Origin of the sequence: Pseudolabrys taiwanensis, from assembly GCF_003367395.1 — a bacterium.
Taxonomy (GTDB): Bacteria; Pseudomonadota; Alphaproteobacteria; order Rhizobiales; family Xanthobacteraceae; genus Pseudolabrys; species Pseudolabrys taiwanensis.
The window spans coordinates 1429063-1444987 of sequence record NZ_CP031417.1 but is presented as its reverse complement, the minus strand read 5'-3'; the positions used below and the strand labels follow the sequence as shown (position 1 = coordinate 1444987).

General features: G+C 65.0%; 16 protein-coding genes and 1 pseudogene. 11 read left to right on the top strand and 6 right to left on the bottom strand.

What is annotated here, in order from left to right; all coding sequences use genetic code 11:
• The first annotated feature begins 6 nt into the window (after positions 1–6).
• Positions 7–588 (top strand): peroxiredoxin, encoded by a 582-nt coding sequence (locus DW352_RS06935; RefSeq protein ID WP_210209941.1) that lies wholly within the window; start codon positions 7–9, stop codon positions 586–588.
• A gap of 33 nt (positions 589–621) precedes the next feature.
• On the opposite strand, the gene DW352_RS06930 is transcribed toward DW352_RS06935, so the two are convergent.
• Positions 622–1248, bottom strand: coding sequence for a uracil-DNA glycosylase (locus tag DW352_RS06930; RefSeq protein ID WP_245434350.1), 627 nt, complete (start codon positions 1246–1248; stop codon positions 622–624).
• A 27-nt stretch (positions 1249–1275) separates the two neighbouring features.
• Complete coding sequence (locus DW352_RS06925; RefSeq protein ID WP_115689757.1) at positions 1276–1944, bottom strand: LabA-like NYN domain-containing protein; 669 nt, start codon at positions 1942–1944, stop codon at positions 1276–1278.
• Positions 1945–2272: 328 nt separating this feature from the next.
• On the opposite strand from DW352_RS06925, the gene rpoZ reads away from it, so the two are divergent.
• From rpoZ to DW352_RS27295, 8 genes and pseudogenes are all read left to right on the top strand, one after another.
• Complete coding sequence (rpoZ, locus tag DW352_RS06920; protein ID WP_115689755.1) at positions 2273–2668, top strand: DNA-directed RNA polymerase subunit omega; 396 nt, start codon at positions 2273–2275, stop codon at positions 2666–2668.
• Between the two features lie 185 nt (positions 2669–2853).
• Positions 2854–5181, top strand: a complete 2328-nt coding sequence (locus DW352_RS06915) for a RelA/SpoT family protein (RefSeq protein WP_425374651.1) — start codon at positions 2854–2856, stop codon at positions 5179–5181.
• A gap of 6 nt (positions 5182–5187) precedes the next feature.
• A complete protein-coding gene (locus DW352_RS06910) occupies positions 5188–5964 on the top strand; it encodes a pyridoxine 5'-phosphate synthase (protein WP_115689751.1) in 777 nt (258 codons plus the stop codon).
• Positions 5961–6368, top strand: a complete 408-nt coding sequence (acpS, locus tag DW352_RS06905; RefSeq protein WP_115689749.1) for a holo-ACP synthase — start codon at positions 5961–5963, stop codon at positions 6366–6368. Before DW352_RS06910 ends, acpS begins: the two co-directional genes overlap by 4 nt.
• A gap of 122 nt (positions 6369–6490) precedes the next feature.
• Positions 6491–7249, top strand: a complete 759-nt coding sequence (gene lepB, locus DW352_RS06900; protein ID WP_115689747.1) for a signal peptidase I — start codon at positions 6491–6493, stop codon at positions 7247–7249.
• Complete coding sequence (gene rnc, locus DW352_RS06895) at positions 7246–7965, top strand: ribonuclease III (protein WP_115689745.1); 720 nt, start codon at positions 7246–7248, stop codon at positions 7963–7965. Before lepB ends, rnc begins: the two co-directional genes overlap by 4 nt.
• Positions 7958–8878 carry a GTPase Era gene (gene era / locus DW352_RS06890; protein ID WP_115689743.1) on the top strand — a complete coding sequence of 307 codons (921 nt, stop codon included), beginning with the start codon at positions 7958–7960 and terminating at the stop codon, positions 8876–8878. Before rnc ends, era begins: the two co-directional genes overlap by 8 nt.
• 140 nt (positions 8879–9018) lie before the next feature.
• Positions 9019–9102 (top strand): annotated as a pseudogene (locus DW352_RS27295) (recombination protein O N-terminal domain-containing protein); the annotation flags it as partial.
• Positions 9103–9124: 22 nt separating this feature from the next.
• Here the strand turns inward: DW352_RS27295 and DW352_RS26720 are convergent.
• Positions 9125–9403 (bottom strand): hypothetical protein, encoded by a 279-nt coding sequence (locus tag DW352_RS26720; protein WP_162826664.1) that lies wholly within the window; start codon positions 9401–9403, stop codon positions 9125–9127.
• A gap of 65 nt (positions 9404–9468) precedes the next feature.
• Between DW352_RS26720 and recO the strand changes: the two genes are divergently transcribed.
• Complete coding sequence (recO, locus tag DW352_RS06880) at positions 9469–10203, top strand: DNA repair protein RecO (protein ID WP_115689741.1); 735 nt, start codon at positions 9469–9471, stop codon at positions 10201–10203.
• 62 nt (positions 10204–10265) lie between these two features.
• Here recO and DW352_RS06875 read toward each other — a convergent pair whose 3' ends face one another.
• Positions 10266–10487, bottom strand: coding sequence for a hypothetical protein (locus DW352_RS06875; protein WP_162826827.1), 222 nt, complete (start codon positions 10485–10487; stop codon positions 10266–10268).
• Positions 10488–10645: 158 nt separating this feature from the next.
• Positions 10646–10957 carry a hypothetical protein gene (locus DW352_RS06870; RefSeq protein ID WP_115694274.1) on the bottom strand — a complete coding sequence of 104 codons (312 nt, stop codon included), beginning with the start codon at positions 10955–10957 and terminating at the stop codon, positions 10646–10648.
• 159 nt (positions 10958–11116) lie between these two features.
• Between DW352_RS06870 and parC the strand changes: the two genes are divergently transcribed.
• A complete protein-coding gene (gene parC, locus DW352_RS06865; protein WP_115689738.1) occupies positions 11117–13390 on the top strand; it encodes a DNA topoisomerase IV subunit A in 2274 nt (757 codons plus the stop codon).
• A gap of 152 nt (positions 13391–13542) precedes the next feature.
• On the opposite strand, the gene DW352_RS06860 is transcribed toward parC, so the two are convergent.
• A complete protein-coding gene (locus DW352_RS06860) occupies positions 13543–15795 on the bottom strand; it encodes a cation:proton antiporter domain-containing protein (protein WP_245434349.1) in 2253 nt (750 codons plus the stop codon).
• Positions 15796–15925: the final 130 nt, after the last annotated feature.

Genomic DNA, 15925 nt, shown 5'->3' with positions numbered 1-15925 from the left:
GCGACGATGAGCGAAGCACCAGGAATGCACAATCCGCTGGATTTGCCGGCGGACATTCCGGCGCCGGAGGACGACGGCGGGGCCGACCATCTGACCGGTCTGCGGCTGCCCGATCTCGCGCTGCCGGCCACCGACGGCAGCGAGGTCAACCTGTCGCGGCTCTCCGGCCGCACGGTGATCTACATCTATCCGCGCACCGGCGTGCCGGGACAGGCTTTGCCCGAGGGCTGGGACGAGATCCCCGGCGCGCGCGGCTGCACGCCGCAGTCCTGCGCCTTCCGCGATCATCATGACGAATTGCGCGCGCTCGGCGTCGCCCAGCTCTATGGGTTGTCGACGCAGGATACGCTCTATCAGCAGGAGGCGGCGGAGCGGCTGCATCTGCCGTTTCCGGTTCTGTCGGACGAACGCCTGGCCTTCACCACCGCGCTGACATTGCCGACCTTCGGCGTCGCCGGCATGACGCTGCTCAAGCGTATGGCCCTCGTCGTCGACGAGGGCATCATCAGCAAGGTGTTCTATCCGGTGTTTCCGCCGGACAAGAATGCTGAAGAGGTGATCGCCTGGATTCAGGCGTCGCGCGCGTGATCCCGAAGAGCGGGGACGGTTTTTCGGTCGCGATCATGCGCCATCCAAAAAGCCCCGTACCGCTTTGAACACATCGCGGAACATCTCGGGCGTCAGCACGCCGGTGTTCGTGTTGTAGCGCGAGCAGTGATAGCTCGAGAACAGCGCCAGATCGCCGATCGTGTGCTTGCCGCCATGCTTGAAGGCGTGCGCCGATCCCTTGGCGCCGAGCGCGACCACCGTCGATTCATGGGCAATGCGGCCGAGCGCGACCAGCGCCTTGAGCTTCGGCATCTCGGCGATGGTCGCCTTCAGGTAATCGCGGCAGGTGTTGATCTCGATCGGTAGCGGCTTGTTCTCGGGCGGCACACACCGCACCGCATTGGTGATGCGGCAGTCGGTCAGCGTCAGCCCGTCGTCAGGATCCGCCTTGTATTCGCCGCGCGCGAAGCCGTAGCGCAGCAGCGTTTCGTAGAGCAGCACGCCGGCATAGTCGCCGGTGAACGGCCGGCCGGTGCGGTTGGCGCCTTGAACGCCCGGTGCGAGACCGACGATCAGGACGCGCGCCTTCTCCGGTCCGAAGGAGGGGACCGGCGCGTTGAACCACGTCGGCTCCTTCTTGCGCCACGCTTTGCGGAATTCGACCAGCCGCGGACAGCGCGGACAATCGCGCCCCGGCATCCCTGCGGTGCCCCCCATGGCCGCAGGCTATTCGTAGGACTCGTCGTCGTCCACCGGCGCGCCGGCACCGGCCCGCTGCGGCGGCGCGGTCGAGCGCTGCAGGAATTGCGGCGTATGGCCGGGCTCGCGGTCGTCGCGCGGGCCGCGCGGCTCGCGCGCCGGCCGCTCGGACGGCTCGCGTCCGATCTTGGTCTGCAACGTCACGATGTCGGTGAAGATGTCGGCCTGGCGGCGCAGTTCGTCGGCGACCATCGGCGGCTGAGTCGTGACCGTCGAGATCACGGTGACGCGTACGCCCTTGCGCTGCACGGCTTCAACGAGACGCGTGAAATCGCCGTCGCCCGAAAACAACACCATCTGGTCGATGTGGCTGGCGATCTCCATGGCATCGACCGCGAGTTCGATGTCCATGTTGCCCTTCACCTTGCGGCGGCCGGTCTGATCGACGAATTCCTTCGTCGCTTTGGTGACGACCGAATAACCGTTGTAGTCGAGCCAATCGATGAGCGGACGGATCGAGGAGTATTCCTGATCTTCGATCACCGCGGTGTAATAGAACGCACGCAGCAGATAGCCGCGCGACTGGAACTCGCGCAGCAGCTTCTTGTAATCGATGTCGAACCCGAGAGATTTTGCCGTCGCGTAGAGATTAGCGCCATCAATGAACAATGCGATTTTTTCACCGGGAACGGTCATGTCGGTTCTCACAATCCTTGCAATTCGAGTCGCGGAAGTCGGAATTTAGAAGGCCGGGACCTGTCGTCCGCCGGCGCGCCATGAGCGCGGGTCGTGCAAAGTTGGGCACGCGTTACGGAACGGCGGATGGCAGCCTCGATCAACGTATTTGGCACCCACGCAAACACGCCCTTACGGCGAAAATTCGCCCTGGGCCGCCTGTCTGCAATCGAAGTTCGGTAACAGACGGTTGCGGCCAAACCAAGACAAAAATGCTTGAAATTTCGCGCGATAGGGGATAGCTACCGGCTGTTTCCAGGACATTGTTCCACGAAGGAGTGACGAGCCGATGGCCCGTGTCACCGTAGAAGATTGCATCGACAAGGTTGAGAACCGCTTCGACCTCGTGCTGCTCGCGAGCCATCGCGCGCGTATGATCTCGTCCGGTTCGCAGATCACGCTCGATCGCGACAACGACAAGAACCCCGTCGTGGCGCTGCGCGAGATCGCCGAGACGACCGTATCGCCGGGCGATCTGAAGGAAGACCTGATCCACAGCCTGCAGAAATACGTCGAGGTCGACGAGCCCGAGCCCGAGGTGCCGCTGATCGGCGCGGGTGCCGGCGCGGGCGTCGAGGCCGACGATACCGAAGTCACCGCCGACCGCATGACCGAAGAGGAACTGCTCAAGGGCCTCGAGGGTCTGGCGCCGCCGGAAGAGGTACCGGAAGAGGACGGCGAGTAAGCCGCGCCCCTGACGGCATAAACATTTTTTAACGGCCCGGCCTTAGCGCCGGGCCGTCTGCTTTTTGTCAACCAGAACGCTCAAAGCCTTGCGACCGCAGGGATTCGACGTGATATCTGTAATTACGACAGAGATCGCGGCAAACGCTCGTTAACCAAGGAGCCGCGGTCCGATAGGCAGGTATGATGCGTCCGCGTCCCGATCTTCCGCGCATGCAGAAGCAGGCTCCCATCCGGGCGCCGCTCGGGGCCGTTGCCGTTCCGGCGCAGGACAAGCCGGCCGCGCCGCCGCCGCGTAAGCCGCAGATGATGCGGCAGTACGACCTGATCGAGCGGGTCAGGGCCTACAACCCGAACACCGACGAGGCGCTGCTCAACCGCGCCTATGTCTACGCCATGAAGGCGCATGGCGATCAGCGCCGCGCCTCGGGCGACCCGTACTTCTCGCATCCGCTCGAAGTGGCGGCGATCCTGACCGACCTCAAGCTCGACGACGCCACCATCGCGGCGGCGCTGCTGCACGACACGATCGAGGATACCGCCGCCACCCGGGCCGAGATCGATCAGCTGTTCGGCCCCGATATCGGCCGGCTGGTCGAGGGCCTGACCAAGCTCAAGAAGCTCGACCTCGTCACCAAAGAAGCCAAGCAGGCCGAGAACCTGCGCAAGCTGCTGCTGGCCATCGCCGACGACGTGCGCGTGCTGCTGATCAAGCTCGCCGATCGCCTGCACAACATGCGCACGCTGCATTACATGCGCGAGGCGTCGCGCCGGCGGACGGCGGACGAGACGCTGGAGATCTATGCGCCGCTCGCCGGCCGCATGGGCATGCATGAGCTGCGCGAGGAACTCGACGACCTCGCATTCCGTGAGCTCTATCCCGACGCCTATGCGGTCGTGACCGCGCGTCTCAACGCGTTGGAAGACAAGAGCCGCGTTCTCATTACGGAAATCGAAAGCCAGCTGACGAAGAAGCTTTCCGACCGCGGCATCGACGCGGTGGTGAAGGGCAGGCGCAAGCGCGCTTATTCGATCTGGCGCAAGATGGAGCGCAAGTCGGTCGGCTTCGAACAGCTGTCCGACATCTTCGGCTTCCGCGTCATCGTGAAGACGATGGCCGACTGCTACCAGGCGCTTGGCATCGTGCACACGACCTGGCCGACCGTGCCCGGCCGCTTCAAGGACTACATCTCGACGCCGAAGGCGAACGACTATCGCTCGATCCACACCACGGTGATCGGCCCCGGCAAGCAACGCGTCGAGCTGCAGATCCGCACGCGCGAGATGCACGAGATCGCTGAATACGGCATCGCCGCGCATGCGCTCTACAAGGACGGCGCCGGCTCGCCGACCGAACTCCTGTCGCGCGAGTCGACGGCCTATGCCTGGCTGCGCCGCACCATCGAGCTGCTGGCCGAAGGCTCGAACCCTGAGGAGTTCCTCGAGCACACCAAGCTCGAACTGTTCCACGATCAGGTGTTCTGCTTCACGCCGAAGGGCAAGCTGATCGCGCTGCCGCGCAAGGCGACGCCGATCGACTTTGCCTATGCGGTGCATACCGACGTCGGCAACACGGCCGTCGGCTGCAAGATCAACGGCAAGATTGCGCCGCTCACCTCCGAACTGCTCAACGGCGACGAGGTCGAGGTGCTGGTGTCGAAGGCGCAGCTGGCGCCGCCGGCGGCCTGGGAGTCGCTGGTCGTCACCGGCAAGGCGCGCGCCGCCATCCGCCGCGCCACCCGCGTCGCGGTGCGCAACCAATATGCCGGCCTCGGCCGCCGCATCGTCGAGCGCCTGTTCCACCGCGCCAAGATCGCCTATTCCGACGAGAAGCTCACCGGCGCGTTGCCGCGCCTTGCGCGCTCGTCGATCGAGGAGGTGATGGCGGCGGTCGGGCGCAGCGAACTGAAGGCTTCCGACGTCGCCCGCGCGATGTATCCCGACTACCGCGAAGAGCGGGCCGCCGCGATGGCGGCGCGACCGAAGCGCGCGGAAAGCGGCTGGTTCGGCCTCAAGAAGCTCACCTCGGTCAAGTTCAAGGTGCCGGACAGCGACACCGGCGCGGCGATCCCCATCCGCGGCATCAACAGCGATCTGCCGATCCGCTTCGCGCCCAATGGCGGCGCCGTCCCGGGCGACCGGATCGTCGGCATTGTCGCGCCGGGCGAGGGCATCACCATCTATCCGATCCAGTCGCCGGCCTTGAGCGAGTTCGAGGATCATCCCGAGCGCTGGCTCGACGTGCGCTGGGACGCGGACGAGACGACGCCGCGCCGCTTCCCCGCGCGCATCGCCGTGCAATCGGTGAACGAGCCGGGCTCGCTGGCGCAGATCGCGCAAGTGATCGCCGAGAACGACGGCAATATCGACAACATCAACATGTCGCGGCGCGCGCCGGACTTCACCGACGTGACCATCGATCTCGAGGTCTACGACCTCAAGCATCTCACCGCGATCCTCGCGCAACTGCGCGCCAAGCCGATGGTGGCGAAAGCCGAGCGCGTGAACGGGTAAGTTCGCATGAGCAACCGCATCCGTCTGGGCGTCAACGTCGACCACGTCGCCACCATCCGCAACGCGCGCGGCGGGCGGCATCCCGATCCGGTGCGCGCGGCCAAGCTCGCCATCGCGGCCGGTGCGGACGGCATCACCGCGCATTTGCGCGAAGACCGTCGCCATATCCGCGACGACGACATGGCGCGGCTCAAGTCCGAGATCGACAAGCCGCTCAATTTCGAAATGGCGGCGACCGAGGAGATGGTACGCATCGCGCTTCACACTAAGCCGCATGCCGTCTGTCTCGTGCCGGAGAAGCGCGAGGAGCGCACGACGGAAGGCGGGCTCGACGTGGTCGGGCAGGCGGCGTCGCTGAAGCCGGCGGTGCATGCGCTCAAGCACGCCGGCATCCGCGTGTCGCTGTTCATCGCGGCGGCGCCGGCGCAGATCGAGATGGCGGCCGAGATCGGCGCGCCGGTGATCGAGATCCATACCGGGGCGTGGTGCGATGCGCTGGCCGAGGGCCGGCACACCGAAGCGGAGGCCGAGTGGCAGCTCATCCGCGCCGGCGCCTTGCTCGCCCAAAGCGTCGGCCTGGAAGTGCATGCCGGTCACGGCCTCGATTACGCGACCGCCGAAACCATTGCCGCGTTGCCGCAGATCGTCGAACTGAACATCGGTCATTTTCTGATCGGGGAGGCCGTGTTCGAGGGCCTGGCCGAGACCGTGCGGTTCATGCGCGCCGCCATGGACCGGGGACGCCGGCAGATCGCGGGCGCCGCGCTCAAGGAAAAAGCATGATCATTGGGCTGGGCTCCGACCTCTGCGACGCGCGCCGCATCGAGAAGGTGCTCGAACGGCATGGCGACCGCTTCCTCGATCGCATCTTTACGCCCGCCGAACGCGCCAAGGCCGAGCGCCGCGCCAACCGGGTCGAGACCTATGCCAAGCGCTTCGCGGCCAAGGAGGCCTGCGCCAAGGCGCTCGGCACCGGCTTTCGCAAGGGCGTGTTCTTCCGCGACATGGGGGTGATCAACCTGCCGTCCGGACGGCCCACCATGAAGCTCACCGGTGGGGCGCTGGCGCGCCTCAAGGCGATCACGCCGCCCGGCTACCAGGCGACCATCGACGTGTCGCTGACCGACGAAGGGCCGACCGCCCAGGCCATCGTCATCATTTCGGCCGTCCCCGCCACGTCTGGTTGAGGCCAGAACATCAAGTTTGCCAAAAGGTTATGCGTAGGTTGGGGCGATCTTCGTTGCGCCCCTTCGGGTGAGCGGCTACAAGACCGCCGGGTGCGGTTGCCGAAAGGCGGGACAAGAGGCCGATGAGCGTGACATCCGGAACCAAGCGGAAAGAGGGCGGTTTTTCCGAGACCGTTAAGGTCATTTTCCATGCCCTGATCATCGCCCTGGTGATCCGGACCTTCCTGTTTCAGCCGTTCAACATCCCGTCCGGCTCGATGAAGGCGACGCTGCTGGTCGGCGACTACCTGTTCGTCTCGAAATACTCCTACGGCTACAGCCAGTACTCGCTGCCGCTGTCGCCGCCGTTGTTCTCGGGGCGCATTCCGGGCGGCATGACGCCTGAGCGCGGCGACGTCGTCGTCTTCCGGCTGCCCAAGGACACCTCGACCGATTACATCAAGCGCGTGATCGGTCTGCCCGGCGACAAGATCCAGGTCATCGATGGGGTCGTGAACATCAACGGCGTGCCGATCAAGCGCGAGCGCGCGCCGGACTTCATCGAGAACGAAGAGGGCGTGCGCGAGCAGCCGGTGAAGCGCTGGAAGGAAACGCTGCCGAACGGCGTGAGCTATTACACGCTCGATCTGGTCGACAACGGCTTCGCCGACAACACCCAGGTCTACACCGTGCCGCCCGGCAACTACTTCATGATGGGCGACAACCGCGATAACTCGACGGACAGCCGTTTCCTGTCGCAGGTCGGCTACGTGCCGTTCGAGAACATCGTCGGCAAGGCGCAGATCATCTTCTTCTCGGTCTATGAGGGCGAGCGCGCCTGGCAGTTCTGGCGCTGGCCGGTGTCGGTCCGTTGGAACAGGTTGTTCACGATCGTAAGATGAGCCGGAAGTCGGCCAAGGATAAGGAACGCGCGGCTCTCGAGGAGCGGATCGGTTACGCGTTCACCGACAAGGAGCTGCTGGAGCGCGCGCTCACGCACATCTCCGCGCTCGCCGGCGGCAACCGCAATGCCAGCTATCAGCGCTTGGAGTTTCTCGGCGATCACGTGCTCGGGCTCGTGATCTCGGACATGCTCTACAAGTCGTTCCCGCGCGCCAATGAGGGCGAGCTGTCGCGCCGCCTGTCCGATCTGGTGCGCAAGGAAACCTGCGCCGAGGTCGCGCGCGTCATGGATATCGGTCCCGCGCTCAAGCTCGGCTCGTCGGAGTCGCATGCCGGCGGCCGGCTGCGCGCGACCATCCTCGCCGATGCCTGCGAGGGGCTTGTCGGGGCCGTGTTTCTCGACGGCGGCTATGCCGCGGCCGAGGCGCTGGTCGATCGTTTCTGGCGCGAGCGCATGCTCAAGCCGCTGCGCCCGTTGCGCGATCCCAAGACTTTGCTGCAGGAATGGGCGCAAGGGCGCGGCCTGCCGGCGCCGGCCTACAAGGAGGTCGAGCGCACCGGGCCACATCACGATCCGGAATTTCGCGTGTCGGTGAGTTTGCCAGACCGGCCGACGGCGGAAGGCATCGGATCCTCCAAGCGGGCGGCGGAGCAGGCGGCAGCAGCCGCCATGCTCGCGCGCGTCGGCATTGCCGCGGACAAACTCGATGGCTGAACAATTCGCGCCGGAAGGCGATTCCCGTTGCGGCTTCGTCGCGCTGATCGGCGCGCCGAATGCCGGCAAGTCGACGCTGCTCAACGCGCTGGTCGGCTCCAAGGTCACGATCGTTTCGCACAAAGTGCAGACGACGCGGGCGCTCATTCGCGGCATCGCCGTCGAGGACAAGGCGCAGCTCATCTTCGTCGATACGCCGGGCATCTTCTCGCCGAAGCGTCGGCTCGACCGCGCCATGGTGACGACCGCCTGGAGCGGCGCGCACGAAGCCGATCTGGTGGCCGTGCTGATCGATGCGCGCAAGGGCATCGACGAGGAAGCCGAGGCGTTGCTCGATCGGCTCGCCGACGTGAAGGGCGAGAAGATCCTCATCCTCAACAAGGTCGATCTGACGGCCAAGGAAGCGCTGCTCAAGCTGACGCAGGTCGCCAACGAGAAATCGAAGTTCGAAGCCACCTTCATGGTGTCGGCGCTGACCGGCGACGGCGTCGCCGATTTGAAGCGCTGGCTGGCGGGGCGCATGCCGCTCGGGCCGTGGCTCTACCCGGCGGACCAGATCTCGGAAGCGCCGATGCGGCAGCTCGCGGCCGAGATCACGCGCGAGAAACTGTTCGAGCGGCTGCACCAGGAATTGCCGTATCACTCGACGGTCGAAACCGATCAATGGAAGGAATTGCGCGGCAACGCCGTGCGCATCGAGCAGACGATCTATGTCGAGCGCGAAAGCCAGCGCAAGATCGTGCTCGGCAAGGGCGGGGCGGCGATCAAGGCGATCGGCGAAGCCTCGCGCCGCGAGATCGAAAAGATCACCGAGGGCAAGGTGCACCTGTTCCTGTTCGTGAAGGTGCGCGAAGGCTGGGGCGAGGACCCCGAGCGCTACCGCGCGATGGGCCTGGAGTTTCCGAAGGAGTGATGTGTCGTCCCCGCGAAGGCGGGGACCCATACGCCGCAGCGTTTCCTTGTGGCACGGAATAAATTGTCTTTTGGTCGAGAATACGCGCCGTCGTTAGCTCAGGGGTTATGGGTCCCCGCCTTCGCGGGGACGACAATAACATGCAATGGACCGATGAAGGCATCGTGCTGGGCGTCAAAAGGCACGGGGAGGCGAACGCCATCCTCGACCTGATGACGCGGGCGCAGAGTATTATGCGCTGCGTGACTACCGTTTTTGCCCGCGGATATCACCCCGCAACAGCGCAATAATGACACCGCAAACGAAGCAGGCTCCGAAAATTATCCAAAAGCGCGTTATCCAAGTGTCCTGCGATTGATTAATAAAGAAAGTCACAGGCCCGTATTGATGGCGAACAGGATGTTCGGAATCGGTAATCTTGTGGACGTCCGTTGTTGCCAACCATGCTGTAAGCAGCATTGCTGCGAGCATCGCGAGAAAGCTCGCGACGAGGAAGGTGTACTGAACAGACTTCCAAATCTTCATGTTTGGCCTCGCGCACTTGGAGTATCGTTCAAATTTGGCAGCGAAAGGTAAAGTCAGGCCAGTAAATGCAATGGACCGATGAAGGCATCGTGCTGGGGGTCAAAAGGCACGGGGAGGCGAATGCCATCCTCGACCTGATGACGCGCGAGCACGGGCGTCATCTCGGCATGGTGCGCGGCGGGACCGGCTCGCGCCTGCGACCGATCCTGCAGCCGGGCAACCGCGTCAGCGCGACCTGGCGCGCGCGGCTCGACGAGCATCTCGGCGCGTATACGGTCGAGGCGCTGGATCTGCGTGCCGCCAAGTTCTTTGGCGCGCAGCATGCCATCTATGGTCTTTCCCATCTGTCGGCGTTGATGCGCCTTCTGCCGGAGCGGGATCCGCACGAGGGGCTGTACGCGATCCTCGACGAGATGCTCGATCATCTCGACGATGCGGCGGCGATCGCGCCGGCGGTGGTGCGGTTCGAGTTGCAGCTTCTGTCCGAACTCGGCTTCGGACTCGATCTCGAGCAATGCGTCGCGACCGGCGCGACGGACGAACTCGATTACGTGTCGCCGAAATCGGGACGGGCGGTGTCGCGTACGGCGGGGACGCCCTATGCCGACCGCATGTTGCGGCTGCCGGCTTTCCTGCGCGATCAGGAGGCGGAGCCGGAAGGGCGCGATGTCGCCGACGGCTTCGTACTGACCGGCTTCTTCCTCAATCGCTATGTGTTGGAGCCGCGCGGTCTGCTGCTCGGCGACGAGCGCGCGCATTTCATCGCCGCGCTGGCGAGGGCGTTGTCGAACGCTGCTTGACGAAGCGCGCAAAAAAAACGGCCCGGCGATCGCCGGGCCGTTCTGTGTACGATTGATTCCGATTACCACACGCGGCGGCAGACGCGCTCCCAACGGCAGCGGCGGCCGTAGGGCGTGGGGCGGCATACGCGCACGTTACGGCAGCGCACAGCCACGTCCTGCAGCAGCGAGCTCGCGTTGAGGCCTTGGCTCAGGCCGCTGGCAGGGGCGGCGGGAGCCGCGGAAGCGCCGGTGGTAGCGGCAAAGCCGAGACCGAGAGCCACCAGGGCCGACAGAGCGATCATGCGCATCTTCTTTTTCCTCTCAGTTGAGCGTTGGTCCTCCCCGGATCGGCGACCCGGTCTCCCAACAACGACGTCCACCGTATTATTCGATCAGGGCCGGCCCTACGGCGAGGCCGGCCGCGACGCACGAGGTTACAAGAGTCTTCGTCACGTTGCCGTTACCAGCGGCGGTAATGCCGATAGCCGTAACCGCGATAGCCGCGATAGTAGGGGCGGCCATAGTAGTACGGACGGCCATAATAGCGCGGATAGGTGTTGGTGCAGAACCGCCGCCAGCCGCAGCCATAGGGGCCGCAGCGCCAGACGCGGCGGCAGACATAGGCCACGTCCTGGGCCAGCCCTGTGGCATCCACCGCGGCCGCGATGCCGGCCGGCGTGGACACGGTCATGGCCTCGGCCCGGCTAGGTGCCAGCGAGCCCGCGGCGAAGATCGCGAGGGTCGCGGCGATGGCGAGTACAATACGTCGCATTGCTTCCTCCATTTACGTCCCGGCATCCCGCGGAACGTCTGTTCCCGATAACGTGACGGAACCCAGTAAGTTCTCAAATTACCATTGAAAATTAGAAGATTGGATGGCTGGCCCGTTCATCACTTGTTCATCCGGGATCGGCGCAGTAGCTAGTCCACCATGGCTAAAAGAGTGATTCCCCCTCCAGAAGACGGCAAGGTCGAGGACGTCGCGTTGCGCGAGGCGCTCGAGGAGCGCTACCTGGCGTATGCGCTCTCGACCATCATGAACCGCGCGCTGCCGGATGCGCGCGACGGTCTCAAGCCGGTGCACCGCCGCATCCTCTATGGCATGCGTCTGTTGCGCCTCGATCCGGGCGCCGCGTTCAAGAAGTCGGCCAAGGTCGTCGGCGACGTGATGGGTAACTTCCATCCGCACGGCGACCAGGCGATCTACGACGCGCTGGTGCGCCTGTCGCAGGACTTCGCCCAGCGTTATCCGCTGGTCGACGGGCAGGGCAATTTCGGCAACATCGACGGCGATAATCCCGCCGCCATGCGTTACACCGAGGCACGGCTCACCGAGGTCGCGCGCCTGCTGATCGACGGCATCGACGAGGATGCGGTCGATTTCCGCGCCACCTATGACGGCACCAGCGAAGAGCCGGTGGTGCTGCCGGCGGCGTTTCCGAATCTGCTCGCCAACGGCTCGCAAGGCATCGCCGTCGGCATGGCGACGTCGATCCCGCCGCACAATGCCGCCGAGCTGTGCGACGCGGCGCTGCATCTGATCGACAATCCGAATGCGCGCGGCAAGACGCTGCTGAAATACGTCAAGGGTCCGGACTTCCCGACCGGCGGCATCATCGTCGACGGTCATGACTCGATCGCCGAGGCCTACACCACCGGCCGCGGCTCGTTCCGCGTGCGCGCGCGCTGGAAGGTGGAAGAGGGCAACCGCGGGACCTGGGTGATCGTCATCACCGAGATCCCGTGGCTGGTGCAGAAATCGCGCCTCGTCGAGAAGCTCGCCGAGCTGATCAACGAGAAGAAGCTGCCGCTCGTCGCCGACGTGCGCGATGAATCGGCGGAAGACGTCCGTCTCGTCATCGAGCCGCGCGCGCGCACGGTCGATGCCGAACTGCTGATGGAATCGTTGTTCAAGCTCACCGAGCTCGAAAGCCGCATTCCGCTCAACATGAACGTGCTGGTGAAGGGCCGCGTGCCGAAGGTGCTCGGCCTTGCCGAAGCGCTGCGCGAATGGCTCGACCACCGCCGCGAGGTGCTGATCCGCCGGTCGAAGCATCGCCAGGCGGAGATCGAGCACCGCCTGGAAGTGCTCGGCGGCTATCTCGTCGCCTATCTGAACCTCGACAAGGTCATTAAGATCATCCGCACCGAGGACGAGCCCAAGCCCGTCCTGATGAAGACGTTCAACCTGACCGACGTCCAGGCCGACGCCATCCTCAACATGCGGCTGCGCAACTTGCGCAAGCTCGAGGAGATGGAGATCCGCGGCGAGGACAAGGCGCTGCGCGACGAACTCAAGAAGCTCAAGGCGCTGCTTGGCTCCGAGGAGCAGCAGTGGCAGGCGGTCGGCGCGCAGATCAAGGAGATCCGCGAGAAGTTCGGCCCCAAGACCGAGATCGGCAAGCGCCGCACGACCTTCGGCGAAGCGCCGGCGCATGACGTCGCGGCGATCGAAGAAGCCATGGTCATCCGCGAGCCGATCACGGTGGTCGTGTCGGAGAAGGGCTGGATCCGCGCGCTGCGCGGCCACGTCGCCGATCTGTCCGGCGTCGCCTTCAAGCAGGACGACTCGCTGAAGTTCGCCTTTCCGACGGAGAACACGGCCAAGGTCCTCATCTTCGGCTCGAACGGGCGCTTCTACACCATCGACGCGCAGAAGCTCCCGGGCGGCCGTGGTCACGGCGAGCCGGTGCGACTGTTCATCGATCTCGAGGACGCCGATGTCGTTGCCGCGATGGCCTATCAGGGCGACCGCAAATTCCTGGTCGTGAGCTACGACGGCAACGGCTTCATCGTGCCGGAAAGCGAAGTGCTCGGCACGACGCGCAAGGGCAAGCAGGTGTTGAACCTGAAGGCGCCGGACAAGGCTGCGGCGTTGACCGTCGCCGATGGCGAACTGGTCGCGGCGGTCGGCGAAAACCGCAAGATGGTGATCTTCGGTATCGAGCAGGTGCCGGAGATGACCAAGGGCCGCGGCGTGCGCCTGCAGCGTTATCTGCAGAAGGGCCTGTCGGACATCTGCGTCTTCCGCGCCGAAGTGGGCCTGACCTGGACCACGGGGGCAGGGCGCTCCTTCACGCTGCCGCTCAAGGAGCTGAAGGAATGGCGCGGCAACCGCGCCGACGCCGGCAAGATCGCGCCCAAGGGCTTCCCCAAGAGCAACAAGTTCATCGCGTCGCCCACCGCGAAGGCGAGCGAGGATTAGACGGCGGCGCCTCCCAATCCCTCCCCGCTTGCGGGGAGGGTGGCGAGCGAAAGCGAGCCGGCGGGGCGAGTAAACATCTTGAGCGCGACCCCACCCCGATCGCGCTTTGCGCGATCGACCCTCCCCTTTCAGGGGAGGGAAAAGCGCGCGCCTCACGTTGCCACGAACAACAGCGCGCGATCCGACTTCTCCAGCAATGACGCCGCGGTATCGCCGAAGAACAGACCTTCGCCGGGGCGGCGGCCGACGCCGAGCACGACAAGATTGGCGCGGCGGCGGTGCATTTCCTTGACGATCGCTTCGTCGGCCGCGATGTCGGCGCGCACGGTGGTCTTGATCTCGACGCCGTAAGTGTCCGCCAACTTGGCGATGTCCTTGAGGATCGCTTCTTCGTTGCGGCGCGAGCGTTTCTTGGTGCGCGCGCTCGGGGCGACATAGAGCGCGGTGATCGATGCGCGGCTGGCGCGCGCGATGGTGATCGCGACTTCGGCGGCGCGGCGCGAAACTTCGGTGCCGTTCACCGGCACGAGAATGCTCATGCGGCCGCGTAGCGGGTCCTTGAGGAGATCGCCGCGGGCATCGGCGACGGCGAGCGGGCCTTGGAAGCCGGCGGCGAGATTGGTGATGTCGTCGCTGAACTCGTTTTTGCGGACGACCGGCTTGTTCAACCCCATCAGCATCAGGTCGTAGCCTTTCTCGGCTTCTTCCGCGATGTGCTCGGCATTCGGCGCGGCTTTCACGGCGGTGCTGATGTCGAGCTTGAGATCGCTCTTTTCCTTCTCTTCGTCCTCCTTCGACAACCGGCTGCGTTCGGCTACGGCCTGAATGGTTTCGGCGGCCTGCTTGGCCTTCTCATCGGCCTCGGCGGCCGCCGACTTGCTGCGCGTCTTGGTGGGCTCGATGTGCATGACGGTGGTCGGCATCGCATTGTGACCGGCGAGGATGCCGCCGATGCGCGTGACGAACTTGCCGTTGGCGCTGTCGTCGACGGCGATGAGCAGCCGCTCGAGATGGGACACGAAACCGCGTGCCTCCATGTCCTCGCGCTCGAGGCGCTCCTTTTCCTCCTTGCGCATCGGAATGCGGGAGAGGGCCCAGCGCAAGGTCGGCGGCATGGCCATCGTGGTGATCACCGCCATGGCGACGATCATCGTGAAGAGATCCTGGTTCAGCGCGCCCATCGACAGGCCGACGGTGGCGATGATCACCTCGGTCGAGCCGCGCGCATTCATGCCGCAGGCGAGGGCGAAGCCTTCGCGCTTGGTGAGGCCGCCCAGTTCGGCGCCGACGAAGGCGCCGCCGAATTTGCCGACGCTGGCGATGACGATCAGGCCGGTCGTGAGCAGCGCCACCTGCGGGTTGGCGAGGATGGAGAGGTCGGCCGACAGGCCGGCGATGCCGAAGAACACCGGCGCGAAGAACGCGGTGATCAGGCCGCGCAGCTGTTCGTCGATATGCTTGGTGAGGATCGGCGATTCACCGACCAGAATGCCGGCGACGAAGGCGCCGAGCACCGTGTGCACGCCGATCAGATGCGTGATCAGCGCCATCACGCTCATGATCACCAGGATGGCGGTGATGACGGCGAATTCGCTGACGAAGGTGTCGTTCACCCAGCGGATGGCGAAGAACACCAGGCGCCGGCCGATGGTGAAGCTCGCCACCATGAACAGGATGGTGCCTATCACGCTCTGCGCGACCGACAGCGGCTCGATCGCGCCGTGCAAAGCGAGGCTGAAGATCACCGAGACGATGATCCAGCCGATCGAGTCGTCGATGATGGCGGAAGCGAGGATCACCTGGCCGACCACGCGGCGCATGAAGTTCATCTCGCGAATGACGACGGCGACGATCTTCACCGAGGCGATGGCGAGGGCCGTGCCGAGGAAGAGGGACGTGATCAGCCGCTTTTCCGGATCGGGCAGCAGCGAGTCCGGCAGCATCTCGCCGAGCGCCACGCCGCACGCGAAGGGCACGATGATGCCCATGACCGAGGCGTAGACCGAGGCCCGGCCGGTCTGACGCACCAGCTTGAGATCGGTCTCCATGCCGGTGAGCAGCAACAGCAGCAGGACGCCGAACTGCGAAACGCCTTCGATCATCGCCTTCTGTTCAGGCGTCTTGGGAAAGATCATGTGCTGCAGGTCGGGCGCGATCAGGCCAAAGAACGACGGCCCGAGCAGCAGGCCGGCGACGAGCTGGCCCATGACCGCAGGCTGGCCCCAGCGCAGCATCAGTTCGCCGAGCAGGCGGCCGACGATCATCAGCGCCACGACCTCGACGATGAAAATGACCTCCGAGGGGCCTTTGGAGGCTTCGCCAGTGGGGGCGGCGGCCCAGGCTGGGGCTGCCACGAGAGCCGCGAGCGCCAATGCCCACAGCCATCTGATTTTCGGTCCGCTCACGCGCGGTGTCCCTCCGAGCCCTCTGGATTCGAGCGTCTGACAACCCGGTTCCATCGCAGAGGTTCCAGCCTGGAACAGGAGCGGCCGGCGTGGAAAGGGTCCGAATCGGAGCTTCGGCTTTCTTTTTTGC